Genomic DNA, 25,936 nt, shown 5'->3' with positions numbered 1-25,936 from the left:
GCACACCCGGCGCAGCCGGGTCACCCTGGGGCGTCAAGCCGGCCTGAACCACGATCGGGTATTGAGGCAGACCTTGACCAGCATGAGCATCACCGGCACCTCGATGAGCACGCCCACCACCGTGGCCAGGGCCGCCCCGGATGACAGGCCGAACAGCATGGTCGAGGTGGCGATGGCCACTTCGAAGTGGTTCGATGCCCCGATCATGGCCGCGGGTGCGGCATCCTCGTAGCGCAGCTTCAGCAGTCGCGCCAGGCCGTATCCCAGGCAGAAAATGAGCACCGTCTGGATGAACAGCGGCACCGCGATCCAGACGATGGTCAATGGGTTGCCCAGAATTACCTCTCCCTTGAACGAGAAGAGCAGCACCAGGGTGAGCAGCAGGGCAAGGATGGTGATGGGCGTGAGCACGTGCAGAAACTTCTCCTTGAACCACGCCTCTCCCCTGGCGGCGATGATCCAGCGTCGGGAAAAGTAGCCGGCCACCAGTGGCAGGGCCACGTAAATGCCGATGGACAGCAAAAGCGCCTGCCAGGGCACCGGCAGCCGTCCCACACCCAGCAAAAAGCCCCCCAGCACGCCGTAGAGCAGCAGCATGGTCAGCGAGTTGATGGCCACCATCACCAGGGTCAAGCCGTCGTTGCCGCGGGACAGAAAGCCCCACACCAGCACCATGGCCGTGCACGGCGCGATGCCCAAAAGAATGCAGCCGGCCAGGTAGCTGCGCCACAGGGGCACTTCCAGCATCTTGATGCCGTCGGCCAGGACCACGGTGCCGGCACCGTGGGAGGCCCCCACGGGCAGGTCCAGGCCGAAGGGCATCTTGACCAGATCCGTGGCATCCGGCCCGATGAAACCGTAAAAAAGCGTGCCCAGGAAAAAAAGGGCGATGGCATACATGGTAAAGGGCTTGACGGCCCAGTTGATAAACAGGGTGAGAAACACCGGTTTGCCGCTTTTTCCGGCCTTGATGACCTCGCCGAAATCGATCTTGACCATGATGGGGTACATCATGAAAAAAAGGCAGATGGCGATGGGAATGGAGACCACCGGCGCCCCGTTCACGCGGATGGCCATCCCGTCCAGGGAACGGGCCACACCGGGGGCAATTTTCCCCAGCAGGATCCCGCCGGCAATGCACAGCAGGACCCATACGGACAGGTAGCGTTCGAACACGCTGGTCATTTTGCGGTCATGGGTGTTATCGGGGGCTGAAGTCATCGGTCGATTGGCTCCTGGTCGGGGTATGGGTTCAGTGATTCGGGAAGGGATTCCGCGAAGGCGCGGATTTCGTCGCGCACCCGGCGATAATGGGCCATGGCCCCTTCCTCGGTGGTTTCGTCTCTGGCCAGTGCCGGCGGGTCGTCGAAGCCCACATGCACGATCTTAGCTTTTCCCGGAAACATCGGGCAGGTTTCGTGGGCATGACCGCAGACGGTGACGACATAATCCCATGGCTCGTCGAGAAAATCATCGACCCGCCGGGACCGGTGGTGAGAAATGTCCACCCCCGATTCGGCCATGGCCCTGACCGCCAGGGGATTGAGGCCATGGGTTTCGATCCCCGCCGAATGCGCTTGGATCAGGCCGCTTTTCAGGTGATTCACCCACCCTTCGGCCATCTGGCTGCGGCAGGAATTCCCGGTACATAGAAACAGAAGTTTTATGGGTTGGTTCATGAGCCTCCACGATCCTTTCGGTTCGGTGTGTCACCAGGGTATGCCGTCCCCATCGATGGCGAAGGGCTTCAGATAGGCCTCCAGGTCGGCTTTGGCCGCTGGCGTCAGCGCCGGGCAATCGTCGCTGCCCTTGGCCCCCTCGGCCACCCGGGCGGCGAATACCATACAGGTCGGCTCGCCGCACTCGCGGCAATTGGTCCGGGGCAGGCATTTCAGGATGTGGATCAGCTGGGGCCGGGGCAGGCCCTCATAGCGCGGGGTAATGGTATCGCGCCGTTCCCAGGCGTCGTTGACCTCCCGTTTCAGCCATTCGACGATCTTGCGGGCTTCGGCTTCATCCTTGAGCGCATTGACGGCGATCTTCCTGCCGTGCACGGTGAGCAGTTTGCCCTGCAGTTGGAAGGTCACCGACGGCGGATCCTTGATGTAGGTCTGGCCGCCCAGTTCGGCGTTCAGGAAGGGCAATGCGTCAGAGACGTCCTGGTCCAGGTGGGCGAAACACTGAACGGTCATGGCTCCGGGCATGCATTCGTTGTTGAATATCTCGAGACGATAGGATTCCAGCAGCATGTTCACCTCCCTGCTATGTACTCAGTATCTCGATAAGGAATGGGCGGGCCATGAAGTATATCCCCATCAGGCCGATCAGCACCCCCGCACCGCGTCGAAACCAGTTCCCGGTTTCCTGCCAGGCGCGGTTTTCCGTCAGCCGCCGGACCATGGCCATGGAACTGCCGGCAACCCCGATGGGCAGACAATGGCCCAAGGCGAAAAGGAGCATCATCAGCGAGCCCATTGCCCATTCCTGCTGGACGGTCACCACGGCCAGAATGGGGGCGATAAAGCCGAAGGTGCACGAACCGGAAAGGATGCCGTAGGCCAGTCCCAGCCCGAACGCTCCGTGGATGCCGCGCAGGTTCAACCGGTAGAGCATGGAACCGGACACGGCGCAGGCCTGCACCCCCAGCATGCCCAGCGCCACCCAGATCAAGACGGCGCCCACCGGCACCTGCCACCACAGGCCCGTATCGCCGAGCAGGCGTCCCAGGCCGGCGCAGATCACTCCAACCACTGCGATGGTGACAAACAGCCCGGAGGTGAATGCAGCGGCATAAAGCCCGGCCCGTTTGGGATCCACGGCCGTTTCCTGGCCGGCCACATAGGCAACCATCAAGGGGATGGACGCCAGATGGCACGGGCTGAACATCACGCTCACCACCCCCCAGGCGAAACAACCGATCAGGGCGAAGGCCGAACCGCCGGTCATCCATGCGTTGATGGCGAGAAACACAGAGTCGAGCATCCCATTACTCCCCGTCCCCTGGGGTTACCGTTGCGGCTTGACGCCCATTCCGCCAAGGGTCTTCACGATTTCGGATTCGGACATGAACCCCACGTGGCGGGACACCTCTTTACCGTCGGCATCGTAAAAAATCTGCGTGGGAATCGCCCTGATGCCGAAACGGCGGGCCTGCTCCCGGTGCTCCCGGACGTCGATGAAAACGACGGCCGCCCTGCCCGCGTACCGCTTCTCCATCTTTTCCAGGATGGGAGCCATCATTTTGCAGGGAATGCACTTTTTGGCACCCAAGTCGATCATGGTGACCATGCCCTTGACCGGAAGCGTGTTGAAATCAATTCCAGGGTCGGCACCTGCGGTGGCCGCCATGGCGAACACGGCTGCGGCCAGGGCAAACCGGGCCGCCATGGCACACACCGATCGCCGCTGAAAGCGGGTCAACGGATCCATCCGAGGACCTCGGCCTTCTTGGGTATTTTGCCGACCGATTTAACCTCGCCGTCGACCACCACCGCCGGCGTTCCGAAAACGCCGTAGCCGGCAATTTCCATGGTGTCGGTAACTTTCTCGACCGAAGCGGCAACACCGCTTTCGGCAACGGCATCCCTGACGATCTTCTCCGTCTGCTTGCATTTCGGGCATCCCGGCCCCAGTACTTTGATGTCCATATTCTTCTCCTTTGGTAACAGCCGTTCAGGTTATTAGGCTTTAGGCTGTGGGCTGTAGGCTGTAGGCTGTTTTGACGCTTCAGTCCATGGCCCCGCCACGCCTCACGCCTCACGCCTCACCGCTCACGAAGCCGTGAGGCTTCCAAAGATCAGCCCGCTGATGGTGGCCATGACCACCACCAGGGCGACAAAGGCCATGGTTTTCCTGGTGCCCATGACACTGCGGATCACCAGCATGTTGGGCAGGCTCAGGGCCGGACCGGCCAGAAGCAGCGCCAGGGCCGGGCCCTTGCCCATGCCGGCCCCGATCAGCCCCTGGAGGATGGGCACTTCGGTAAGGGTGGCAAAATACATGAAGGCACCCACCACCGAGGCAAACAGGTTGGCCCACAACGAGTTGCCGCCGACCAGGCCGCTGATCCATTCGGAGGGAATCAACCCCTCGGAACCGGGCTGCCCCAGGAGCAGACCGGCCACCAGCACACCGGCCAGCAGCAGGGGCAGGATCTGCCGGGCAAAATCCCAGGACGCCGTGAACCAGGATTCGGTCTCTCCCCGGGTGGTGGTCAGCAGGCCCACAAAGGCGATCAGGCCGGCCGAAAAGGCCAGCAGGGGCTGGCTGGGAAACGCCAGGGCCAGGATGAGAACGGCCGTGCCGGCGACGACCAGCTTGTAAAGCGTCACCCCCATCCAGCGGACCATCATGCCCCCCAGGCCGACCGCAAAGCCGCCGGCCAGCAGCCATTTGACCCCAAAAACGGCAGCCCAGAAACCGCCGGCCTGCTCCGGCCGGCCCCATGTGGCCGACACCAGCAGCCCCACCATGGCGACAAACAAAAGGGTGGTCTGCCACAGGGGCCGTTCGACCTCCGGTTCCGGCATGTGAATGGCGGCGGCGGCCTTGGCCTCCTCTTCCTTGCGGAACATCAGGTGCATGCACAGGCCGATGACGATGCTGAAGACAATCGCCCCCACGGCACGGGCGATGCCGATCTCCGGCCCCAGTATGCGGGCGGTCAGGATGATGGCCAGCACGTTGATGGCCGGCCCCGAGTAGAGAAATACGATGGCCGGTCCCAGCCCCGCACCCCGCTTCCAGATGCCGGCAAACAGGGGCAGGATCGTACAGGAGCAGACGGCCAGGATGGAGCCCGACACGCTGGCCACGCCATAGGAGAGCACCTTACTGGCCCCGGCACCCAGGTATTTCATCACCGCGCCCTGGGAAACGAACACCGCGACGGCGCCGGCAATAAAAAAGGCCGGCACCAGGCAGAGCAGTACATGCTCCCGGGCATACCACCTGGCCAGGGCCAGGGCCTCGATGACCGAATGGGTGAAGCGGCCGCTGTCGACCGGCAGGAAAAAGAAAAGCACAAAACCGCCCACGATCAGGCCAAGCGGTTTCCAGATGGCTGTCCAGTCAATCTGGCTGGGTTCCTCCTGCTCGCTGCAGTCGGCATCGGCAGGAATTGACGTGTCCGGTTGGGTCAGGGAAAGTGTGTCACTCATCGCTGTAAGTTCCTATATCGTCATACATTCATATAAAAGGGTTAAAAAAAATCAGTTCTTATTCAATATCTCAAATCGATCGATGCCGTTGATCGATGCCATCAGCGTGCGGATGTCCGGATCTTCGTTCAGCCAGTGCCGCAGGTTGCCCAGCAAAGCGGCCGCAAATGGACTCTGGCTGCCATCGGCCAGATGGTAATTGACCCACAAGCCATCTTTGCGGGAGCCCACCAGTCCTGCATCCTCCAGGGTCTTCAGATGCTTGCTCGTCGTTGACTGGGCAATACCGAGAGCGGTCTGCAGTTCACAGACGCACATCGAGCGTTCTTCAAGACTTTTCAGCATCTTTACCCGGGTGGGATCGGACATGGCCTTCATGACGCGGATAAATTCTTTCACGGCTTCCCCCATATCGTTTTATCGGAATATATTAGCGCATCCACAGCATGTCAACATCATTTTTCGCCAAGGTGTGTCTAAGGTGTGTCCAAGGTGTGTCTGCAGGGGCGCTGTCTCGGGGGAATGGCATCGGGCTGCAAGCCGGACGCGTCCGGGGATCCGGGTGGCATCAATCGCGGGGGTGGGCCGCTGGCAAAAAATCAAAGGCGCTGCCGGCCACCAAAGGTCGATGATCGTCGGCGCCTTTTTCCATCATCTGCTGAAACGACCCGGGTTATGCGCAGTACAGGGTGTCCAGTTCACCGAAAAGCGCGGTCCGGGCATCGTTGAACGTACTCATCAATTGACTGGCCTTGTCACGTTCCCCCCGGTTCACCAGGACAACGATCTCCCGGGCCAGCCGGTGGACGTCCTCATGGCAGGTCCCGGTCCGGGCATATCCCGTCTGGCCGGCCATGGCCCGCCCCTCCTCACCAAAGTACCAGCGCCCCAGATCGCAGCTCTTATGATCGATCACATCCGCCGGAGAAAGCTGCAGGTCTCCGTTGATGGCTGCGGAAAGTCGGTCACCCCATGCCAGGTGGGCCTTTTTAACGGCGGCGATATCGAATTTAGGCGGCCTGACCTGGAAATTCTCCACCACGTCATGAAGCTTTTCCGCGACCTGGGAAAGCTCTTTTACGTTAAATTCCACGTCGACGCTGGTCTGGGTCAGGTCGTCCGCCGAGGCTTTCACCTCGGCAATGTCCGCTGAAATCCGGTCGGTCACGCCAGAGCACTGGGCCACGTTCTGGTTGATCTCGCCGAAACCCATCGAGGCCTCGCGCACATTCCCGGCCACCTCCTCGGTGGTTGCCAGTTGGTGGTCCACGGATGTGGCGATGGTGGCAACGATATCGTTCACCTGGTTGATCACATCGGAGATCTGCCGCATTTCGCCAACGGTTTCATCGGTCGAGTGCTGGATATCATCGATCCTGGATTTTATTTCATGGGTGGCCTCGGCCGTCTGGCGGGCCAGATCCTTGATTTCATTGGCCACCACGGCAAAGCCCTTTCCGGCCTCACCGGCCCGGGCCGCCTCGATGGTGGCGTTGAGGGCCAGCAGGTTGGTCTGCTCGGAGATTTCCGTGATCACCTCGGTCACCTTGCTGATGGCATCGGCGGCACTGCCCAGGGCATTCATCTTCTCCGAGGCATGGTTCGCCTGGGACACCGCATTGCCGGAAATGGCCCTGGCCGTTTTCGAATCCCGGGCGATGGTTTTGATGGTTTCCGTGGTACCGGCAACGGCATCCGCCACCAGGGACACGTTGGTGGTGGCCTCTTCACTGGCCGCGGAAACGCTGTTCATGCTGGCGCTCATCTGTTCGGCCGCCGTGGCCACCGTGGTTGATTTTCCGGCAGTAAGCTCCGCACCCTGAGCCATGCGCTGGGATATGCGGGTCATTTCCGTCGACGATGAATGAAGGGTGTCCACACTGTTCACAACCCGCCGAAGGGTGCGTTCCATCCGTGCCACCAGCCGGTTCAGGGCGTTGAACAGCAGCCCGATTTCATCCTTTTGATCGGTCTTCAGATTGTGGGTGAAATCTCCGTCGGACATCCGCTGGGCCAGTTCGACCACCTGCTTGATGGGGCGTGTGATGTTCCGGGCACTCACGAAGCCGAGCAGAAGCGCCAGCACCCCCCCCGCGGCAATGCCTGCCAGCATTGACGTCCGGGCCTTGACCATGGCCCGCCGGGCCTCCTGGTTCACCGATTCGATGGACCCCTTGACGCCGGTTTCGACATCTTTGAGTCGGGAGATGATGGTTTCGCCGATCTGGCTGGCCTCTGCCCCCAACTGGTCCAGCAGGGCATAATCGTACGGCTCTGCCGAAATTTTTTTGGTGATCAGGTCCGCCAGTAATTTGAATTTGGCATGAAAGGAGGTGTCGTAGAAGCCCAGTGCATCGGACACCACCTGCCGCAGCCCGTCATCGGTGGTGGCTTCGATGATCCCGGCTTCCGTTTTTCCGCCGTTTATGATGGCCTCGCCCAGGGCGGTAAAGTTGACGGCGATCTTTTCGTGTTCCTGCCACGTGGCCTCGATTTCATCGGGCCATTGTGCCGCCTCCAGGCTTTTGAACAGATGCAGGTCATTGGCCACGGCCAGTTTCATCTCCATGGCGGCATAGATCAGCGGTCCCGATCGCGTGGTGGCCTGCAACTGGGTACCGACGCCACGCATCCCGAACAGCCCGACCAGCCCGACCACCAGTAAGATCAGGGTAATACAGGAGAAATAGAGCATCTGCTTGACAAGTATCGGTAGATTTCTGAGCATTTTTACTAGCCGTTCTCAATTATGGGTTAAACCGTCCCAAGGACACTTTCAGGATCAAGGCAATTATCGGCCAATACGGCGCATCTCTTTAAGGAAAATAGAACAATCCCGGCGCCGGCCCTGCTTTGTCATGAAAAATGAAATGGGGGGCTTAAGCGTTGGGGAAGCGACGGAAGGCGGTAAACGAGATCAGCGTCCGAAAGGCCCGGCGAAACGGACGGTGCATGAAAAACCGAATCAGCCGGCTGAAACCGCCCATCACACGGCCGATCTCTTTTTCTATGGACGGCGCAACCCGGCAAAAGGAAATAATGCAGCGCTCCGGCCTCAGGTGGTCGGGAAAAATGCAGGGGCCGGTGCCGTTTTCAAGAAAAATGCAGTCTGCGGGGAAAAACCCTTCTCTGGCGACGCAGGCCGCCAGGGCCTCTTCAATCTGTGGTGCCAGGGCCAGAATGTAGACCAGATCCCATTCGGTGATGATATCGGCGGGATGGATGTTCCGGCAGCACAGGCCCCGGCAGGCCATGCAGTTGGCCAATTCGGGGGCGGCTTTTTCCGCCAGGGTCTCCTCGGCATGCCGGATATCCCGGCAGATGGCCAGCAGGGTCTCCCGCTCCTCCCCGTCCAGGGCATCGATTCGCTTCCGGGCCGTCTTGAAGCTGTGCCTGAGTCCCATGGAATCTGAGTTTCCTTGTTTTGGAGAACGACAATTGCTTACACTGCGGCAGCGTTCATTCAGAGAGGGCAGGTTGTGGTTCTGGCCAAGGCCGCAGCGGCTTTGCAACCGCAGGCGTAGCAGCGCTACGTCGAGGATTGCAAAGGCGTGAGAACGCCGGCCAGGGCCGCAAGATGCCCTCTCTGAATGAACGCTATATGAAGCGTTTCATCATCTCATCGACCATCCCATCCACATTATCCGGCCCGATGCCGTGCTGATCGCAGAAAGCGTCCACCCTGGCCCGCCTCTTGGGACTGTCCATATCCGCCATGCGGGTGAAGATGCCCAGGCGCCGGCCCACCTGGAAGCAGCACTGGTCCTGGTCGGACAGGGACAGGAAACGGTCCAGCACCGCCAGCATACCGGCTCTGGCGTCGGGAAAACGGCCACGGATCTCCTCGAACAGGTTGAGGATGTGGTCGCTGACGATCATGCTGGTAATCCCGTCCAGGCTGCTGATGAACAGCCGGATCTCCCGGACCATCTCCAGGTCGTTGAGTTTTTCGAAGCGGCCCGCACGGTGTTCCTCGGCCAGGGGAATGCCGCCGGGGATGGCCAGCGTGCGCAGACGGATGAAATCCGGGTTGATCCGGTTCAGGGCATCGGCCGTTTCCAGGGCGTGATCCCGGGACAGGTCCCTTCCCCCCAGGCCCGGCATCACGTACTCGGACAATTCCATGCCGGCGGCTTTCACTTTGCGGCCGGCCTTGATCTGGGTGCGCTTGTCCACCCCTTTGCGGACCCTCTCGAGCACGGCGTCCGATCCGGACTCCAGCCCGATGTGAATCCGGTTCAGCCCCGCCTGCCGCATCTGCGTCAGGTTCTCGTCGCTGATGCGGGCGATGGTGTGGGACCGGGCATAGGAGGTGATGCGGTCGACCCGGGGAAAGCGTGACCGGAGGTGACGCAGGATCCGGATCAATTGATCGGGCCTGACCACCAGGCTGTTGGCATCCTGGAGGAAGATGGCGCTCATTCCGCCGGCAAACCAGTGGGTTGCCGCCGCAAAGGCCTGCTGCTCGTGCACGGCAAGGTCCTGCAGGTGTTCACTGATATCCTGCCGGGAAATCTGCCCGGCAGAGTCGGCAAGCCCCTTGAGGGTTTCCACATGCCGGTGGACCGCATCGATGTCCTCGATGACGTGGGCTTCGGGGCGAACGGAAAAACGCGCCCCTTTGTGCACGGGGCAGAAGGCGCAGTGGTTCCAGGGGCAGTTGCGGGTCACCCGGATCAGCAGGCTGCGGGCTTCGCTGGGCGGCCGGATGGGGCCCTGCTCGAACCCGTGGCAACGATCCTGGTCATGGCGGCGTCGGGTCATGATCACCGGTCTCCTGTCAGTATGGGGATCGAGTCTTTGTATACCTTTACTGGCGGGAAAAGTAAAATCGGGAAACCTGGCTTCGGAGAAGGAAGGAAGCCGGAATGCCCGGCCCCCATCCCCCCTTTGACATGCGCCGTGGGCGGATCTGGTGGCAGGCTGCCGGCAGATTCCGACGGTATCGACAAAGCCCGGCAATGATTAAAGGGCAATTTTTCCGGCTGATCCCGGCATGCGGTGCCGCTATCCGCCGATGGCCGACATGCGATCATTGACGCCTGCCATCCAGGGCTCACTCAGGTGGTGCCGTTCCTGCTTGCGTCGGGCGGCCTGGATAAAAATGGATTCCAGATCGCTGTCCGAACATCCCCGCCTGAGGGGGCCGATGAGGTCGATTTCCTGGTCCGAAAGCAGGCAGGTGCGCAGCCGTCCGCTGGCGGTCAGCCGCAGCCGGTTGCACTGTCCGCAGAAATGGTGGCTGACCGCCCCGATAATCCCGATCTCTCCCCGGGCGCCGGCAAGCCGGTATCGCCGGGCAGGACCGTCGAGTTCCTGTCGCGCAACCGGTGTGAGCGTACCGAATCTGCCGACACGCTCCAGGATATCATCACCGAAAATCTGGCGGCCGTGATCAGGGTCCACATCGCCGATGGGCATGTATTCGATGAACCTCACGTGGAAGGGGTAATCATAGGTGAGCCCCGCCAGGTCGGCCATGTCATCGTCATTGATGCCGCCCAGGGCCACCACGTTGATTTTTATGGGATCGAAACCGGCCCGGTGGGCCGCCATGATGCCGTTCCAGACCCTGTCGAAGCGGTCGCGCCGGGTGATCCGAAGGTACGTCGCCGGGTCGAGCGTGTCGAGGCTGACATTGATGCGCCGGATACCGGCGGCCCGGATGGCATCGACGTTTTCTTCCAGCCGCACCCCGTTGGTGGTCAGGGATACATCGCGCAGTCCGTCCATGGCGGTCAGCCGGCCGAGGAAACCGGTGACCCCCTTGCGCACCAGTGGTTCGCCGCCGGTGATACGGACCTTGTTGACGCCGAGACCGATGCCGACGCGAATCACCCGCAGGATTTCTTCGTAGCGCAGGATCTCCCGATGGCTCAATTTGGGTACGGGGACACCCGGCACGCAATAGACGCACCGCAGGTTGCAGCGGTCGGTGATGGACACCCGCAGGTAGTTCAGATGCCGCCGGTAGCGGTCGGTCAACCCATTCTTACGCATTTATGGACCTCCTGTGCACCCGCCCACTCAAGGGGTGCGTTTAAAAAACGATATCCCCGGGGGCTGTTTTCTGCCACCGGAAACGGATCTTGGCCGCACCGTAGGGGCACTGGTCGACGCAGCGCAGGCACATGATGCATTCGGCCATGGGAATCCGCGGTGAAATTCCCTGCTGCAGGGCGTTCCGATCGATGATTCCGGTCGGGCAGACATCGGCGCACCGCATGCAGGAAAACTTCTTGCACTGCCGGGCACCGATGACGATTTTGATCAGGCCGATACGCGCGGCCAGGGCCAGCACTGCACCCACCGGACAGAAATACCGGCACCAGCTTCTGCGCTGGCCGACTTCAAGGGCAGCGACAGCCGGGAAAAAGGCCATCTGGGCCCCCTTCAACAGGCCGTCGGGGCCATAGGAACGGCACAGGCTGCCAATGGGGCAGACCGTACAGAACGGCTGGAATCCAAGACCGGCGCTGGCCCCCACCGCACCGGCCAGCAGGCCGTATTTGATCATCCGGCTTTTGACAAACCCCGGCAGCCCGAACCTGGGGGTCACCTTGCCGACCAGGTCGAGGAAAAATCCGAACGGGCAGACCCAGCCGCAGAACACCCGTCCCATGACCAGGGTGAGCACCATCAGCAGCCCTGCCGATCCGAGGCCGGCCAGCCACAGGGTGCGGGAAGAGGCCAGGTTCTGCAGAAAACCGGCGGGGCATTGCAGGCTGACCGCACCGGCCCGGAAGTAGCAGAAGGTTCCGGTAAAAACCATCACCAGCAGGAAAAAAGCCAGGGCCTGGACGGACCAGCGCAGGAGCTTGATCCACCCGAAGGCCTTGCCCCGGGTCAGTTTCAGGGCAGTTTCGGGACAGTGTTTGACGCAGACCGGGTCACCGTCGCACAGGTCGCACTTTTCGACCCTGCCGGTCACCGGGTCCTTCAGGGGGGCCGACTCCGGGCAGGCCAGGGCGCACAGGCCGCAGTCCGTGCAGAAGCGCCGGTCAATGCGAACGATCCCGTCTTCACCCTTCTCGATGGCACGCGTGGGGCATACCTCCATGCAAAGGGGTTCCCGGCAGTGCTGGCAGAAAATGGCAAAATTCTTCCCGCTCTCTTCCGATCGCAGAACCCGGATGGCCGCAGCGACCGGGGTTGCCTGCACGGGATTACGGTTTGCACAGGCCGTTTCACAGTCGCCGCACCCCGTGCAGCGGGTCGGATCGAACAGCATCACCGGGGGCCGCCGGGGGGGCTTTTTCTTCCCGGGCCGCGGTCTCAGGTCGTCCATGCGCAGTATGGTTCCGGTTGTTTTTCGTCTATCCAGCATATCGGTATCGCCGTCCTGTATCGTTGGTTGCCCGGTCGTCTGCCCGGCTGACGGCCCCAGTGCTCATGCATTTCTCCCCAGGTAGCGGCGCTGCCGGCAGGTGGGACAGGTGTCCAGGTAATCACGGTTCGAACGGGCCAGACGGCCCTGGACATATTCGTCCACCGGTTGGGGTAAAAAGGGCGCCCCGCAAAGCTCGCATGTCCGGACCTTCGCCGCACCTCCGGTTTCGAGGGCCAGCTGACGAAGATTTCGCACCAGGTCCCGGCAGCTTACCCCTTCCGGGCAAACGTCGGTACCGGCATTGCACCCGGTGCAGCGCCAGATCATCGGATCCCGGAGGATGTCAGCCCCCATGACGGTCCGCCGGATCACCCCCCGGGGGGACATCTCCCAGCCAAAGTCCGGGTACATTTCCGACATGGGGCAAACCGCCACGCATTTACCGCACTCCACGCAACCGTCCGCGCCGGTATTCTTGATAATCTCAGCTATTTTGTCCTTTATTGAACCGGACATGCTGCCTCCCTGACAATGTCGGCCGCACAGGCCCTGCATGGAAAAATGGTGGCGGCCGGGTGCAGCCGGTCCGTAAAACCGGGACACACGGCTCTGACAAAATCAGGTTCCATGGCGTGCCTCCAGGGAGTCGGTCCAGTCAGGAATGGAAATCCCGCGGGACGGTTCTTCGATATAGCTGGAAAGCAGCGGTGATTGCCGTTCCGGCTGGGTTCCCGCCTCGTACTGGTAGCTGTGATCCAATGCCGCCTGCATGGGCGACTGCAGCAGCATCAGCGGGATGTCCACCGGGCAGGCATCCTGGCAGGCCCCGCAGCCCACGCAGGCATCCGCGACATGCATGGCCCTTACCAGGTGGAAGGTCAGCATGTCCGGAGCAAAATCTCCGCGATGGACCCACATCCCGTCCTCCAGCTTGCAGGGGCTGCAGTTGCATACCGGGCAGGCATTCCGGCAACCATAGCATTTGATACAGCGGGCAAAGGCCTCCCGCCACTTTTCCAGCCGCTCACCGCGGTTCCCGCCAAGGTACTTTCTGATCTGATCGTTACCGGAAAGATCGGCTGGTCTGGCCCGGACGCCCGCGTCCACCCGTGACGGCCATGGACGCCGGCACAGACACCGGTCCGCCTGCCCCTGGGAACAGGCCACCCCGATGATATGCAAACGCCCGGGATCGATCCGGTTTCGCTTGCCCAGTTCCACCAGTGCGCGTTCATCGCACCCCCGGCAGACCACGGCCAGGCGATAGCCTTCGGGAGCCCGATTCATGATCGAGACCACAATTTTGGCAAGGAGCCATTTGGGCTCCAGCACCAGCGCATCTATTTCCCCGGGGTCGTCGAAGACCCGGGGGGCTCCCCCCCCATCATCCTCGCCAAGGCCCAGGACCCCTTCCACCGCTCCCTGTCTCAGCAGGTCTTTTGCAATTTTCCGGACCGCATCAAGCATCTTCAACGCGCCTTTCTGATACCAGCCCCATATCCCTTTCCCGGTCACCCATGGGAGGCATTGCCTGCAACCGCTGGGCAAACCGGCGCATCAGGCCGGCGAACTGGTACCCTTCGTGGGCGGTCCCGAAACTGGTCAGGAGCCTGTCGGATCCGATCCCGACCGATTCGAGAATGGTGGACAGCATGGCCATTCGCTTGGCGGTTACATGGTTGGCCCGGTTGTACCGGCACCCGTCCAGGTGGCAACCGAGAACGGCCACCCCGTCCAGTCCCTGGGAAAAGGCTTTCAGTACGGTATCCGGATCGATCCGCGACACACATTCAACTGAAATCAGGCGAAATCCCGCCGGCAGCGGCAGCCGCTGCCGCCCGGCCCCGTCCGCGCCGATACCGGCACACCACCGGCAGGCAAACACCAGGACTTTCGGACCGGCTTCGCCGTGCTGACCGTTCCGGGCCATTTCTAATTCTGAACATGTTGTCATCAGTTGGCGAGGCTCCCCTTTTTCATTTCCCGGCATCCACGGGCCGGCCGGCTGCACCGACGTCCCCCCCCGGCACGGCGGGAGTTTCGGGAGCAAAGGCGTTCGCAATCATGCGAACCATTGTCTTGGCACTCATTTCTGGAAGTGACGCACTCCCGTTCGGGCAGACGGCCGCACAACTGCCGCACCCCATGCAGCGCACCGGATTTACGGCGGCCCGCAGGCCGTCTTTGGTTTGTTCAAGGGCACAGGCGTCGTATGGACACACCGCCACGCAGTTGCCGCACCCCGAACAGGTCTTTTGGGAAATCCGGGCGCAGCCGAAACGGCGTTCCTGGAATCCGATCAGCCCGGACGCCTGGCGCACGGCGTGTGCCACCAGGTTCAGGGCCTTGGCCGCAGCGGCCTTCCCCTGTGCCATGGCGCCGTCGACCAGTACCGGCCAGCGCGCCGCCCCGCAGACAAAAACGCCGGCGGCGGTCGTCTCCACGGTATGCAGGAACGGCAGGACCCGGTAGAAACCGTGCGTGTCCACCGCAAGCCCGATGGCGTTCATGACCGGGTCTTCCCGGTCCGTTTTTCCCCGGGGTTCAAGGGGTGTGCTGAGCACAACCCGACCTGCCTCCAGATGCCGCTCTTCACCGGCCAGGACATCCGTTACACGCACACCGGTCACCCGGTCATCGCCCTGGATCCGTGGCGGGTCTTCCGGGTCAAAACGGATAAAACGCACCCCGGCCCGGGTGGCCCGTCGATACTCCGCCTCGAGGAGGGAGCCGGGGCTCATGATATCCCTGTGGAGAATCGTGACCTTAGCCCCGGGATCGGTTCTTTTCAGGCGAATGGCGTTTTTCAGGGCCGCCGGGCAACAGACGGCCGAGCAATAGGGCCGTTTTTCGTTCCGGACGTCCACGCACTGGATAAACACGGTGTTTCCATTTTCCGTCAGGCCGTCCTTCAGATTTTTTTCCAACGCCATCCCGCTGATCACCCCCGGAAGCCGACCGTACCGGTAATGGCCCCGGGGAAGCACCGGTTTTGCCCCCGTGGCCACAATGACGGCACCTGCCCGGGTTCGGGTGTCGCCATCCTTTCCGGCCAGGGTCACGGTAAAATCCCCGGCGCTCCCCCGGATGTCGGTGACCCGGGTCCGGGTGTGCACACGGATCGTTGGATTCGCCTGGAGCGTTTCCAGCAAAGGGGCCAGGATCTTTTCTGGAATCCGGTCCCCCGGCGCCACACGGGAAAGCCGGTTGAGCATTCCACCGGGATGCCCGCCGGCTTCCACCAGGTCCACTGCCACGCCGGCACGGCCCAGGGCAGCGGCAGCGGCCAATCCCGCCGGGCCGGCCCCCACGACCAGTACACTGGGCTGGACACGGATCTTTACATCCCCGGAAACCTCCCGGTTTCGTAGCGCACAGATCCCCATCCGGATGATGTCGGCGGCCTTTCGGGTCGCCTGCCCGGGGTGATCGCCGTGAATCCAGGCGCACCCTTCGCGGATGTCGGCCACCATCAGCCGGGACGGGTCAATGCCGTGTTTACAGAGGCCGTCAACCAGTTCCCCCCCCCGGGCCAGGACGGAGCAGGCCGCAATCAGCACCTTCCGATCCTTGCGGCACAGGACACGCCAGGCCAGTTTTTCCACCGCGTCGCCCTGGCACAGGGCATCGAAGACGTCGACGGTGCGCACCCGGGGATCCGCTTCCAGCTGCCGCCGGAGCGGGTCAAAATCGACAATGCCGTCGATCTCCCCGTGACAGCGGCACAAAATGCAGTCGATGGGATCCAAATGATTCATCGGCAAATCTCCGTCAGGATCTCGATGGCCGCCGCCGACCCCTGGATGGCCGACGTCTCGGCATCGGCAGGCGCCTTGCAGAAACCGCAGCTTCGCGAAGTCCCGGAAACCGCACCAACAAAACCGTCTCCGGCTTTCATGGGAATCCCTCTGTTTGTCTTTTCCCCGGGAACCGTCGGGCGCAACCCGCCGTTGAGGACCACCATATCGAAACGTTCCATGGCCAGTTCCCGGGTCCGGGTATTTTCGTACCGAACGGCAATTCCGTCTCCGTCGGGAAGCGGGCATACCATTCCGGGCCGCGCACGGACCATTTCAATGCCTGCCGCCAGCGCCCCGTTTCGGTAATAGGATTCGTAATCGTGCCCTTCGGTCCGCATATCCGCATAAAAAATCACGCATCGGCAGTCCGGATTGCGCCGCCGCACCCACCGGGCCTGCTTGAGGGCGTGCATGCAGCACACCGCATTGCACTGGGGCTGCAACCGACGGTCCCGCGCCCCGGCGCACTGGATGAACGCCACCTGCCGGGCCGGCCGGCCGTCGTGGCAGCGGGCCCGGCCCCGGTTGGGGCCGGCCTCGGCAATCCAGTCTTCAAAGGCCAGCGCCTCCATGATGTCCGGGTGGCTGCCGTAACCGAACTCCTTGGCCGGCAACAGGTCCGCCGGTTCAAAACCCGTGGCCCAGATCACGCCCTGGACCCGCACCCGGATATCTACCGGTTTACGCTCGAAATCAACGGCCCCGGTGGGACATGCCTCCACGCACTGCCCGCAACGGGTACAGACGGACGAATCGATTCGAAACGCGGGCGGACAGACATGCGGCGCTGTCGGGACCACCGCCTTTTCCCCACACAGACCGGCGCATCGCCCGCAGTATATGCAAAGGGAAGGATCGATGGGATTCGGTGTCCGGCAAAGCACCGCTGTCTGGAAGCCGTCACCGGGCTCCAGGTACCGGACGGTGGTCCGGGTATGAACCGTCACCCGGAGATGCTGCCGGCAAAGCCGGACCTCGGACCACACCGGACAGAATCCGCAGTGGTCGGTGGGATAAAGTTTGTCGAGCCGTGCCGTCCGGCCGCCCGGTTCACCCCCCTTTTCCACCAGGTGGACGTCTCTTCCGGCCCGGGCCAGGTCGAGGGCGGCACTGATTCCGGCCACGCCCCCCCCCACCACCAGGACGGGATCGGCGGTATCACCGGTCCGGGAGTGCATCTCCATTAACGATCCCCCTTCTTTTCAACCAGTCCGTGATTGGCGGCGATTTTTTCCAGCCGCTTGCCGAACCAGGTCGTAAAATTGTCCTGCTCGAATTCATAGGGACCCAGCCGGTCCTCGGGACGCATGCCGATCCGCTTTTCCGGGGCCGGGTAACGCCCCGCGTCCTCATCGGCAACCCGGATCGACAGCGGTTGGGTGGGACAGCGCCGCACACAGGCACCGCAGCCGTTGCAGCGCTCTGCAACCACCACCGGGTAACGGCGTTTTTCCAGTTTGATCGCCTTGGCCTTGCAGGCCCGGTAGCAGTCCTTGCAGCGTTTTTTCTTCTGCCAGGCCAGGCAGGTCTCCTTGTCAATGACGGCATTGCCGATGTCGACCTCATCCTTGGGGACCTTGCAGATGGCGCCGGTGGGGCAGGCACGCACGCACTCCATGCAGAAGATGCAACGGCTCGGATCGAACACCGGGGTGCCGAAACTGGCCATGCCGTCAAAAATCGATGCCGGCCGGAGCGCACCGGCCGGACAGGCGTCGATGCAGCGGTAGCACCGGGCGCAGGTCTTCAGGAAATCCGCTTCGACCAGCGATGCCGGGGGCCTTGGCAGGGCCTTCGCCTCAACGGTTTTCAGCAGTCCGAAAAAAGAACCGGATATGGCCGCGCTTACCAGAAAGTGCAAAAATTCTCTGCGGTGATTTTCCATGGATTGTCACGAAATCGTACTGTTTGTCCGTAGCTTGTCGAGAACGGGGCCGCGCCATCCGGCGCAGCCCCGTATTTCCAGCATTTCTCCGATATCTTATGATATTTTGGGGTTTATCTTTTCCTGGCCGTATCAGGCCCTGGCCGCATTCACATCCTCGACGGCGAATCCGAGGCCCAGTTCATTGAGGGTCGCTTCCGTGGGGATGCCGTTGTCATCCCAGCCGAAATAGCCGTAGTAGTCGTCCTGGACTTTCTTCATCTCGGCCGGAGAGAAGACCGCACCCTTTTTGGGGCCTTCCGGCAGCGGCTCGGTCAGCATCCGTTTGGGCAGGGTGTCTTCCTTGCGGCTGACCCCTTCCCGTACGTTGAAACAGCGTTCCAGGGTGCGGATCCGGCGCCCGGCGGCCATCAGTTCGGCTTCGTCCATGTCCCATCCGCAAAGGGGATTGAGCATGTCGACGAACATTTTGGGAGACCAGTATCCGCCGACAAAAGAGCAGATCACCAGGGAGTTGTGCAGACACCGCTTGGCCTGGCCGGCAGGGCTGTTGCCTTCGTGGTGGTCCCCGCCGCAGGTGCCCAGGGCGTAGCTGACGCCCCGGGGCTTGTCACCCCGCGGATCGTGGGCGGCCATCTCCTTGCCCTTGACGATGCAGGCATAGTCCATGGCATCGCCGCCGATCTCCTCGGCCATTTTTTTGACCCCCTTGGACAGCAGCTGCCCCGCCTTGCCCTCTTTGAAGGCGATTTTTTTGATGACCTCGATCACCGCATCACCGTCGCCCCACTCCAGGGTCATCCCGCCCAGGTCCTTGGCCGTGAGAAGATCGCGCTGGAAAAGTTCCATGGCAAAGGCAATGGAGCCGCCTGTGGAAATGGCATCCAGGCCCATGGCGTCGCACAACTCGATGGCCGCCATCATGAGGTCAAAATCGGCAATGCCCAGGTTGCTTCCCAGCAGGCCGCCGGTTTCGTACTCCGGCCCTTCGGCAATCAGCCCGTCATAGTCGCCGCCGCGGATGACACCGAGCTTCATGCAGTGGTTCGGGCAGTTGTAACAGGCGCTGTGTTTTTTCCAGAACCGTCGGTTGGCCTCCTCCGCACCGATCTCTTCGACGTCCGGGTACCAGGTGGTCTGGTAGTTCTTGGTGATCAGGGAGCCGGTGACATGGTGCTTGAGTTCAATCAGGCCCGCGGTTCCCCAGCGTTTGAGCCCCTGCCAGCCTTCCTTTTTGATGGAGAAGTCCTTGTTGGCGGCGGCGGCCCGGGTAAAGGCCTCACGATCGGCCACCGGTACGTAACGGGTGCCCCGCAGGGCGATCGCCTTGAGCTGTTTGTTGCCCATGAGCGCCCCGGTCCCGGTCCGGGCGGCGGCCCGGAACCGCTCCACCATAACGGCGGCATACCCCACCTGGTTTTCCCCGCCGGGTCCGATGGAGGCGACCTTGACGTAGGGGTCCTTGACCTGCTCGAGAATCGTCTCTTCGGTCACGTGGGTATCCTTTCCCCACAGCATGCCGGCGTCTTTGAACACGACCGTGTCGTTACGGATGTAAAGGTAAACCGGTTTTTTGGACTTCCCGGTAATCAGAATGCCGTCCCATCCGGCCCATTTGAGCTCGTTGCCGACAAAACTGCCGACCTCTGCATGACTCAGGCGCCCGGTGTAGGGACTTTTATTCACAAAACTGCAGCGGGTCGATGCACAGGCGGTACCGGACAGGGGGCCGGCGCCCAGAAAGATGGGGCTGTCCGCCGCCATGGGGTCGTGTCCTGCGCCGAGCCGTTTGAAGAGCAGATAGCTGCCCATGCCGGCCCCGCCCAGGTAACGGCGATAGGTATCCTCGCCAACAGACAGGGTTTTGTATTTCTGTGTGGTCAGATCGATTTCAAGAATGCGTCCGAAAATGCCGCCTTTGGGAGTTGCCATGATCAGGGCCTCCTTTCGCCGTTTTCATTGGGATAGAACATATTCGTCAACAGGTCTTCGCCGGCCTCCTCGGGCGTAACGTTGCGATAGGCCTGGTTGACGCCGAAACCAAGTTTTCCGGCCATCAGACAGGGGCCGACGGGATTGCCCGCCTGGGCCTCGCAGGCTTTCACGCACTCGGGATCGCCATCGCACAGATCGCACATCAGCGGCATCCCCTTTTCCTCGTCCCGCCGGATAAAACCGGACGGGCAGGCCTCGATACACTTGTTGCATTTGGCGCCGAGGCAAAGCGTTTCGTCCAGCTTGATGCCGTTGGTCTTGGGATCTTTGACGATGGCCTTGGGCGTGGTCGGGCAGGCCTTGATGCAGGGGGCGTCGTCACAGTGCCAGCAGATCACCGGCACATCGACGACCCCTTTGTGTTTGTATACGTGAATTCGGGATTTTGCCGGCCAGACCACCCCTTCGTGGTGCAGGCTGCACGCATATTCACATGCCCGGCACCCGACACAGTTCTGGCGTTCTGCAAACAGATACCGCATGCTCGGTTTAACCGCGGGTTCCGATGCGGCTTTGGCCGACGTGGATCCGGCACCCACCGTGGCGGCTGCGACGGCAGCGCCGGCGGCAGCCGTACCCACACTTTTCAAAAAAGCGCGGCGGGATGTTTTTTTCCCCAAAACCCTCTGACTGCGATGCTCCTCTTTTTCTGTCATCTGAATTCCTCCTGATCGTTTGCAGTTATCTGCTGCAGATGAATGTCGATCGTCCCCTTTGGTTTTTATGTTAGCCACGGAGCACCGGCCGGACAATTGGGGGAAATACCCAATCTCCCATGGGTAAATCTACCTAGTGCCCATCCATAAACAGCCAATTGGAGCCAAAAGACACCCCGCCCGAAAAATCGGTCATCGAGACGTTTCGGTTGGGTGCGAGCACTTTCAATGCGGGAGAAAGGCCGTATGTAATATGGAAACAGGACTCAAAGGACGGTATTCAGGGGTGGCGGCCCAACGCCGAAATTCGAAATGGGGCCGGCAAAGATCAACGCGACAATGCACAGGCGGGTGAGGCGGACGGGTCAGTTGCTCGTGGTGTACCCTTTCCGTATGGCATACTTGACCAGATCCGCGAGGCTTTTCAATTGAAGCTTCTTCATGATGCTGGCCCGGTGATGCTCCACGGTCCGATTGCTGATAGACAGGATGCCGGCGATATCCTTGTTGGCAGCCCCCTCGGCCACCAGTTTAAGCACCTCGGATTCGCGAACCGACAGCAACGGGGCTTCCGGGTTGCCGCCGTGGCGCAACAGGAAAACCAGGTCGTCGGGCAGATCCTGCTGCAGCAGCGGTGAAAGAAACTTCTGGCCGCGGCGGACGGTCTGTATGGCCAGAATCAGTTCGCTGTCCGAATCCTCTTTCAGGAGGTAGCCGTCGGCACCGGCGGCGAAGGCGTGGTAGATGTATTCCCGGTTCTTGTGCATGGAAACGACCAGGATGCGGATGCCAGGGTAGGTGGACCGGATTTCACCGACCGCTTCGATCCCCCGCAGCCGGGGCATGGCCACATCGACGAGCACCATGTCCGGTGTTGTTTTCCGCAGCAGTTTCAACAGCTCGATACCGTCGCCGGCTTCGCCCGAGACATGGAGGTCCGACTGCGTTTCGATCATCATTCGCAGCCCCTTGCGCATCAGGAGGTGGTCATCCGCTATGATTATCCGGTAGGCGGCCATATTAGTCCGGGCCTCCGTCAATGGGAACGGTCACCCGGATGCGGGTGCCGCCACCGGGACGGGTGTCGACCTCGAAAAGACCGCCGAGCATCCGCGCCCGTTCGCCCATGGTTGCCAGGCCGATCCCCTCGTCGGGACCAGGGTGCCGGACGGCCCGTTTCGGATCCATGCCTTTTCCATTGTCCACGACCTGGCACAAAATGTCTTCGCTGCGCTTTACCAGCGTGGCCCCGACCCGCGATGCCCCGGCATGCTTGAGCACATTGGTCAACGCTTCCTGAAAGATCCGGTAGATCATAATCTGGGCATCCCGGCGGAAAATAGGGTCCACGTTGTCCAGGTGGACCGTCATCTTAAAATCGAAATGCCGGGCAAATTCCTCGAACAGCCATCGCAGTGCCGCATTCAGTCCAAGGTCCTCCAGGGCAGACGGTGTCAGGTCATGACAGAGCCGGCGGACGTTTTCGATAACCCTTTTTACATAGATCAGGGTCTGGTCGCAGTCTTCCTTCAACGCTGTCTGTTGCGGATCCAGCTTCATCTGCAAGGCCCGGATCTGGAGTTTCAGCATGGCCAGGGATTGACCCAGTTCGTCATGAAGCGCCCGGTAAATCCGATGGCGTTCTTCTTCCTGGGCCTCGATCAGTTGCGAGGAGAGGTGCCGGAGCTGTCTGGACGAGTCCCGGATGGCGTGACGGGCGCGTTCCTGCTCCACGGCCAGGGCCAGCATATTGGCAATCCCCTGAAGAAAATCGATGTCGGTCCGGGAAAATCCGCGCCGTCGGGTCGTATGTGCCCCGAGCACGCCAAAGGGATTGGCCTTCGGGCCGATAACCACAACCAGACCGCTTGCTACACCCATTTTGACGAGCACCGGAAATAAGTCCCGGTAGTACGGCTCGTTTTTCAGATCCGCGATCACGATGGGCCCCTCGATCAGTGTGCTGCATCGTGGTGGCGGGGCCTTTCCATCGCCGCAGGGGGGTTTTTCGCAAAAAGCCGCCGTTCCGCCATTGCCGGCGCGCAGGACACACCGGCCCTGGTCGTTCAGGTATTCCAGAATCTGGCAGTATTCCGCCCCGAGGGTCTCGGAAACGAGGGTGGCCGCTTCATGAAACAGGCGTTTGCAGTCGATGCCGGAAAGCGCCCGCTGACCGAGGTCGGCGATCGCCTTCTGCTGCCGGACCTGGCCATCAAGCTCGGCCTCGATGCGCTTCATGTCGCTGATGTCCACCGACAGTCCGGCCACGCCGATGATCTGGCCGTCTGGGTTGCGGAAGGGGATCTTTTCGGTGCGCAGCCAGCGTTGCGCATCGGTAATATGGGAGGTCGTAATGTTGCGTTTGGGCCTGCCGGTTTCGATAACTTCCCGGTCGTCTTCCCAGAGGGCCGCAGCCGTCTTCGTATCGGTTACAAAATCGCCGACGGACTTCCCGATAATTTCCGACTTGGACAATCCGATCGCCTCGGCATAGGCCCGGTTGACCCGAACGAACCGGTTTTCCGTGTCCTTGAAGAAAACCATGGCGGGCACGGCATCGAGCAGCCGTTCCCATTCCTCGAGGACCCGTTTCAGTTCAATCTCGTTTTCGGTGTCGTGCCGCACCCTGTTTTCCCGTTTTTGATAAATGCGTTGCCCCGGTCTGCCTGTTGTTCGGGCGGCCGGTGTTTCCCCGTGATCATGATGACGCTGTCGGATTATCACATCCGATGCGTTTTGCAACACCAATGCCGCCGCTCCATGGATGAAAGCAGTCAGAACTTGCAGGCCGGCATCCATTGACCGGCGTGGCCCGTGGTTTTTATCCCAGGTGCTGAAGGTTCTTCTTTGACAAGGGTCGATGGCATGCCTTATGGTAGGATTTCGGTTAATGCGCTACACTGAAAGTGCCGGGAAATGCTTAAAAAGCTGGGTTTTGTCATATTCGCCCTGATGTTTGTCGGGATCTGCGCCGCCGGCGTGCTCTACATGCATCTCATGTCCTGGGCCGACCGGCCGGCGGGTCAGGCGGCCCGGGAGAAAATTTTCACCATCGCTCCGGGCCAGGGTCTCAAAGCGACCGCCCATGCTCTCCAGCGGGAGGGACTGGTTGCCGATGCCCTTCGTTTCACGATTCTGGCCAGGCTGGACAAAAAAGACAAACTGCTCAAGGCCGGGGAATATTTTTTTTCCACCACCATGACGCCCCGGGACATTCTGGGGCAGATGGTTGAAGGCCGCGTTCACCTGTATCGGCTCACCATCCCGGAGGGGTACAATCTGGTTCAGATCGCCGCCGCCGTCGCTGCCGCCGGGCTGGCAGATGAAAAGCGCTTTCTGGAGGCCGCCCGCAGCCCGGACACCGCCGAGAGTGTGGACGTCGACGCCGGCTCCCTGGAAGGGTACCTGTTTCCGGACACCTACTACTTCCCCCGGGGGCTGGACAGCCCCACGATCATCGCCACGATGGTCAAGCAGTTCAGGGCCGCCTTCAAACCGGCCTGGGAGCAGCAGGCGGAGGCACTGGGGATGACGGTCCACGAGGTGGTCACCCTGGCCTCCATCATCGAAAAAGAGACCGGCGCGCCCCAGGAGCGTCCGCTGATCGCCTCGGTCTTTCACAACCGGCTGAAAAAAGGCATGCGTCTGGAGACCGACCCCACCGTGATCTACGGCATCCCCGATTTTGACGGCAACATCAAGCGGCGGCACCTGGAAACGTACACCCCCTACAACACATACAAAATCAAGGGACTGCCCCCCGGTCCCATCGCCAGCCCGGGGGCGCTTGCCCTGGAAGCGGCCCTGTTCCCCGCCCAAAGCGATTTTCTCTATTTCGTCTCCAAAAAAGACGGCACCCATCAGTTCTCCAGAACGATCAAGGAGCACAACGCGGCCGTGAGAAAATATCAGTTGGGAAGGCGCAAGCGTTGACCCCGCCGACCCGCCCCCTCAGGTCCGGCTTCACCACCGGCGCAGCAGCGGCGGCGGCAGCCAAAGCCGCGCTGCAGATGCTGCTTACCGGACAGGCGCCGTCACGGGTGACGATCACCTTCCTGACCGGTGAATCCACCCAGATCGCCGTCCACCGGTGCCGGCTGACGGAACCGGGAACGGCCAGGTGCACGGTGATCAAGGATGCCGGTGACGACCCGGACGTCACCCATGGCGCCGAAATCGGAGCTCGGGTCACCCTGGAAGCGCGCTCCGGCGGGAACCCGATCCGGATCACCGGAGGCCGTGGGGTGGGGGTGGTGACCAAGCCCGGCCTGGAAAACCCACCGGGACAGGCGGCCATCACCCGGGGTCCGGTGACCATGATCACCAACAGCCTCCAGGAACTGCTGGCCACCCGCCCCGCCGATGCCGGCGTCCACGTCGAGGTGTTCGTGCCCGAGGGGGAGCGCCTGGCAAAAAAGACCCTCAATGCCCGTTTGGGAATCATCGGCGGCCTCTCCATCCTGGGGACCACCGGTGTCGTGCGTCCCATGTCCCACGAGGCTTATGTGGCCACCATCGAAAAGGCCATGGACGTGGCCCGGGCCGCCGGCTTGACGCACCTGGTGCTGACCACCGGCCGCCGCAGCGAGCGCTTTGCCCAGGACCGCTGGCCGGAACTGGCCGAAGAGGCCTTCATTCAGATCGGTGATTTCTTCCGGGCGGCCATGGCTGCGGCCGCCGCACGCGGGTTTCCCTCGGCCACCCTGGCCGTCTTTTTCGGCAAGGCCGTCAAAATGGCCCAGAATGTCCCTCACACCCACGCGGCGAAATCGGAACTGACCCTGAAAACCCTCTCCCGGTGGACCCGGGAGCAGACCGGCAGCCGTGAACTGGCCGACCGGATCGCCGGGTCCAATACCGCCCGGCACGCCTTCGATCCGCTGGCGGAAAACGCCCCCCGGGTGATTGCCCACGTGGCCGACCGGGCCCGGCAATGCGCTGTCGGATTCGCCGGCGGCCGGGTTCGGGTCCGCTGTGTCATTTTTGATTACGAGGGCTCCACGGCAGTTGACACCGATCCGGATTGGGACTAATAGGAAGCGCACCCGGTATCTTAATCAAATGAAATTATTGTTTTATTTCCTATTTAAGTGAGTTGGCAGCAATAAAGG

25 protein-coding genes are annotated in these 25,936 nt (G+C 61.6%); 2 read left to right on the top strand and 23 right to left on the bottom strand.

Annotation, left to right across the window (positions count from 1 at the left end; all coding sequences use genetic code 11):
• Nucleotides 1–33: 33 nt before the first annotated feature.
• The 23 genes from arsB to DSCA_RS30540 form a co-directional block, all read right to left on the bottom strand.
• Nucleotides 34–1,221, bottom strand: a complete 1,188-nt coding sequence (arsB, locus tag DSCA_RS30650) for an ACR3 family arsenite efflux transporter (protein ID WP_155320038.1) — start codon at nt 1,219–1,221, stop codon at nt 34–36.
• The gene (locus DSCA_RS30645; protein ID WP_155320037.1) at nt 1,218–1,679 is read right to left on the bottom strand and encodes an arsenate reductase ArsC; all 462 of its coding nucleotides are present in this window, start codon (nt 1,677–1,679) and stop codon (nt 1,218–1,220) included. The genes arsB and DSCA_RS30645 overlap by 4 nt, the downstream gene beginning before the upstream one ends.
• A gap of 30 nt (nt 1,680–1,709) precedes the next feature.
• Nucleotides 1,710–2,249 carry a (Fe-S)-binding protein gene (locus DSCA_RS30640; RefSeq protein ID WP_155320036.1) on the bottom strand — a complete coding sequence of 180 codons (540 nt, stop codon included), beginning with the start codon at nt 2,247–2,249 and terminating at the stop codon, nt 1,710–1,712.
• Nucleotides 2,250–2,262: 13 nt separating this feature from the next.
• Complete coding sequence (locus DSCA_RS30635) at nt 2,263–2,982, bottom strand: cytochrome c biogenesis CcdA family protein (protein ID WP_155320035.1); 720 nt, start codon at nt 2,980–2,982, stop codon at nt 2,263–2,265.
• Nucleotides 2,983–3,006: 24 nt separating this feature from the next.
• On the bottom strand, nt 3,007–3,429 hold the full coding sequence (locus DSCA_RS30630) for a thioredoxin family protein (RefSeq protein ID WP_331457138.1): 423 nt from the start codon (nt 3,427–3,429) through the stop codon (nt 3,007–3,009).
• Nucleotides 3,417–3,647 (bottom strand): thioredoxin family protein, encoded by a 231-nt coding sequence (locus tag DSCA_RS30625; protein WP_155320034.1) that lies wholly within the window; start codon nt 3,645–3,647, stop codon nt 3,417–3,419. The genes DSCA_RS30630 and DSCA_RS30625 overlap by 13 nt, the downstream gene beginning before the upstream one ends.
• Nucleotides 3,648–3,770: 123 nt before the next feature.
• Nucleotides 3,771–5,159, bottom strand: coding sequence for a permease (locus DSCA_RS30620; RefSeq protein ID WP_155320033.1), 1,389 nt, complete (start codon nt 5,157–5,159; stop codon nt 3,771–3,773).
• Between the two features lie 51 nt (nt 5,160–5,210).
• Complete coding sequence (locus DSCA_RS30615) at nt 5,211–5,558, bottom strand: ArsR/SmtB family transcription factor (RefSeq protein ID WP_155320032.1); 348 nt, start codon at nt 5,556–5,558, stop codon at nt 5,211–5,213.
• A 274-nt stretch (nt 5,559–5,832) separates the two neighbouring features.
• The gene (locus DSCA_RS30610) at nt 5,833–7,887 is read right to left on the bottom strand and encodes a methyl-accepting chemotaxis protein (protein ID WP_155320031.1); all 2,055 of its coding nucleotides are present in this window, start codon (nt 7,885–7,887) and stop codon (nt 5,833–5,835) included.
• Between the two features lie 151 nt (nt 7,888–8,038).
• Complete coding sequence (locus DSCA_RS30605; protein WP_155320030.1) at nt 8,039–8,563, bottom strand: hypothetical protein; 525 nt, start codon at nt 8,561–8,563, stop codon at nt 8,039–8,041.
• Nucleotides 8,564–8,756: 193 nt separating this feature from the next.
• Complete coding sequence (locus DSCA_RS30600) at nt 8,757–9,923, bottom strand: radical SAM protein (protein ID WP_155320029.1); 1,167 nt, start codon at nt 9,921–9,923, stop codon at nt 8,757–8,759.
• 243 nt (nt 9,924–10,166) lie between these two features.
• A complete protein-coding gene (gene moaA / locus DSCA_RS30595; protein ID WP_155320028.1) occupies nt 10,167–11,159 on the bottom strand; it encodes a GTP 3',8-cyclase MoaA in 993 nt (330 codons plus the stop codon).
• 40 nt (nt 11,160–11,199) lie between these two features.
• Entirely contained in the window at nt 11,200–12,486 is a 1,287-nt protein-coding gene (locus tag DSCA_RS30590; RefSeq protein ID WP_155320027.1) for a 4Fe-4S dicluster domain-containing protein, read from the bottom strand.
• Between the two features lie 63 nt (nt 12,487–12,549).
• Nucleotides 12,550–13,005, bottom strand: a complete 456-nt coding sequence (locus tag DSCA_RS30585; protein WP_167528025.1) for a 4Fe-4S dicluster domain-containing protein — start codon at nt 13,003–13,005, stop codon at nt 12,550–12,552.
• Between the two features lie 102 nt (nt 13,006–13,107).
• Entirely contained in the window at nt 13,108–13,956 is an 849-nt protein-coding gene (locus DSCA_RS30580; protein ID WP_155320025.1) for a 4Fe-4S binding protein, read from the bottom strand.
• Complete coding sequence (locus tag DSCA_RS30575) at nt 13,949–14,443, bottom strand: hydrogenase iron-sulfur subunit (protein ID WP_167528024.1); 495 nt, start codon at nt 14,441–14,443, stop codon at nt 13,949–13,951. Before DSCA_RS30575 ends, DSCA_RS30580 begins: the two co-directional genes overlap by 8 nt.
• 22 nt (nt 14,444–14,465) lie before the next feature.
• Entirely contained in the window at nt 14,466–16,247 is a 1,782-nt protein-coding gene (locus tag DSCA_RS30570) for a CoB--CoM heterodisulfide reductase iron-sulfur subunit A family protein (RefSeq protein WP_167528023.1), read from the bottom strand.
• A complete protein-coding gene (locus tag DSCA_RS30565) occupies nt 16,244–17,473 on the bottom strand; it encodes an FAD-dependent oxidoreductase (RefSeq protein ID WP_155320022.1) in 1,230 nt (409 codons plus the stop codon). The genes DSCA_RS30570 and DSCA_RS30565 overlap by 4 nt, the downstream gene beginning before the upstream one ends.
• Nucleotides 17,473–18,174 (bottom strand): 4Fe-4S dicluster domain-containing protein, encoded by a 702-nt coding sequence (locus DSCA_RS30560; protein ID WP_155320021.1) that lies wholly within the window; start codon nt 18,172–18,174, stop codon nt 17,473–17,475. The genes DSCA_RS30565 and DSCA_RS30560 overlap by 1 nt, the downstream gene beginning before the upstream one ends.
• A gap of 132 nt (nt 18,175–18,306) precedes the next feature.
• Nucleotides 18,307–20,106 carry an aldehyde ferredoxin oxidoreductase family protein gene (locus DSCA_RS30555; RefSeq protein WP_155320020.1) on the bottom strand — a complete coding sequence of 600 codons (1,800 nt, stop codon included), beginning with the start codon at nt 20,104–20,106 and terminating at the stop codon, nt 18,307–18,309.
• Between the two features lie 2 nt (nt 20,107–20,108).
• Nucleotides 20,109–20,825: a 4Fe-4S dicluster domain-containing protein gene (locus DSCA_RS30550; RefSeq protein WP_155320019.1), complete on the bottom strand. Its 717-nt coding sequence runs from the start codon at nt 20,823–20,825 to the stop codon at nt 20,109–20,111.
• A 365-nt stretch (nt 20,826–21,190) separates the two neighbouring features.
• Complete coding sequence (locus DSCA_RS30545) at nt 21,191–21,844, bottom strand: response regulator (protein WP_155320018.1); 654 nt, start codon at nt 21,842–21,844, stop codon at nt 21,191–21,193.
• 1 nt (nt 21,845) lies between these two features.
• Nucleotides 21,846–23,450 carry a PAS domain-containing protein gene (locus DSCA_RS30540; RefSeq protein WP_167528022.1) on the bottom strand — a complete coding sequence of 535 codons (1,605 nt, stop codon included), beginning with the start codon at nt 23,448–23,450 and terminating at the stop codon, nt 21,846–21,848.
• 291 nt (nt 23,451–23,741) lie between these two features.
• Between DSCA_RS30540 and mltG the strand changes: the two genes are divergently transcribed.
• Together mltG and cbiD are read left to right on the top strand one after the other, a co-directional pair.
• Nucleotides 23,742–24,758 carry an endolytic transglycosylase MltG gene (mltG, locus tag DSCA_RS30535; RefSeq protein ID WP_155320016.1) on the top strand — a complete coding sequence of 339 codons (1,017 nt, stop codon included), beginning with the start codon at nt 23,742–23,744 and terminating at the stop codon, nt 24,756–24,758.
• Nucleotides 24,755–25,858, top strand: a complete 1,104-nt coding sequence (cbiD, locus tag DSCA_RS30530; protein ID WP_155320015.1) for a cobalt-precorrin-5B (C(1))-methyltransferase CbiD — start codon at nt 24,755–24,757, stop codon at nt 25,856–25,858. Before mltG ends, cbiD begins: the two co-directional genes overlap by 4 nt.
• The last annotated feature ends 78 nt before the right edge of the window (nt 25,859–25,936 follow it).

Origin of the sequence: Desulfosarcina alkanivorans, assembly GCF_009688945.1 — a bacterium.
Classification (GTDB): Bacteria; Desulfobacterota; Desulfobacteria; order Desulfobacterales; family Desulfosarcinaceae; genus Desulfosarcina; species Desulfosarcina alkanivorans.
Note: the sequence above shows the minus strand (reverse complement) of the source record. Positions and strands in the feature narration are given on the sequence as shown.

Coding starts and splice junctions, on each gene's coding strand:
- moaA (WP_155320028.1), bottom strand. CDS start 11,159: ATGCGTAAGAATGGGTTGACCGACCGCTACCGGCGGCATCTGAACTAC.
- mltG (WP_155320016.1), top strand. CDS start 23,742: ATGCTTAAAAAGCTGGGTTTTGTCATATTCGCCCTGATGTTTGTCGGG.
- DSCA_RS30570 (WP_167528023.1), bottom strand. CDS start 16,247: ATGAATCATTTGGATCCCATCGACTGCATTTTGTGCCGCTGTCACGGG.
- DSCA_RS30555 (WP_155320020.1), bottom strand. CDS start 20,106: ATGGCAACTCCCAAAGGCGGCATTTTCGGACGCATTCTTGAAATCGAT.
- DSCA_RS30590 (WP_155320027.1), bottom strand. CDS start 12,486: ATGCTGGATAGACGAAAAACAACCGGAACCATACTGCGCATGGACGAC.
- DSCA_RS30635 (WP_155320035.1), bottom strand. CDS start 2,982: ATGCTCGACTCTGTGTTTCTCGCCATCAACGCATGGATGACCGGCGGT.
- DSCA_RS30630 (WP_331457138.1), bottom strand. CDS start 3,429: ATGGATCCGTTGACCCGCTTTCAGCGGCGATCGGTGTGTGCCATGGCG.
- DSCA_RS30620 (WP_155320033.1), bottom strand. CDS start 5,159: ATGAGTGACACACTTTCCCTGACCCAACCGGACACGTCAATTCCTGCC.
- DSCA_RS30575 (WP_167528024.1), bottom strand. CDS start 14,443: ATGACAACATGTTCAGAATTAGAAATGGCCCGGAACGGTCAGCACGGC.
- DSCA_RS30625 (WP_155320034.1), bottom strand. CDS start 3,647: ATGGACATCAAAGTACTGGGGCCGGGATGCCCGAAATGCAAGCAGACG.
- DSCA_RS30565 (WP_155320022.1), bottom strand. CDS start 17,473: ATGGAGATGCACTCCCGGACCGGTGATACCGCCGATCCCGTCCTGGTG.
- DSCA_RS30605 (WP_155320030.1), bottom strand. CDS start 8,563: ATGGGACTCAGGCACAGCTTCAAGACGGCCCGGAAGCGAATCGATGCC.
- DSCA_RS30610 (WP_155320031.1), bottom strand. CDS start 7,887: ATGCTCAGAAATCTACCGATACTTGTCAAGCAGATGCTCTATTTCTCC.
- DSCA_RS30645 (WP_155320037.1), bottom strand. CDS start 1,679: ATGAACCAACCCATAAAACTTCTGTTTCTATGTACCGGGAATTCCTGC.
- DSCA_RS30545 (WP_155320018.1), bottom strand. CDS start 21,844: ATGGCCGCCTACCGGATAATCATAGCGGATGACCACCTCCTGATGCGC.
- DSCA_RS30550 (WP_155320019.1), bottom strand. CDS start 20,825: ATGACAGAAAAAGAGGAGCATCGCAGTCAGAGGGTTTTGGGGAAAAAA.
- DSCA_RS30560 (WP_155320021.1), bottom strand. CDS start 18,174: ATGGAAAATCACCGCAGAGAATTTTTGCACTTTCTGGTAAGCGCGGCC.
- arsB (WP_155320038.1), bottom strand. CDS start 1,221: ATGACTTCAGCCCCCGATAACACCCATGACCGCAAAATGACCAGCGTG.
- DSCA_RS30640 (WP_155320036.1), bottom strand. CDS start 2,249: ATGCTGCTGGAATCCTATCGTCTCGAGATATTCAACAACGAATGCATG.
- DSCA_RS30600 (WP_155320029.1), bottom strand. CDS start 9,923: ATGACCCGACGCCGCCATGACCAGGATCGTTGCCACGGGTTCGAGCAG.
- DSCA_RS30585 (WP_167528025.1), bottom strand. CDS start 13,005: ATGTCCGGTTCAATAAAGGACAAAATAGCTGAGATTATCAAGAATACC.
- DSCA_RS30580 (WP_155320025.1), bottom strand. CDS start 13,956: ATGCTTGATGCGGTCCGGAAAATTGCAAAAGACCTGCTGAGACAGGGA.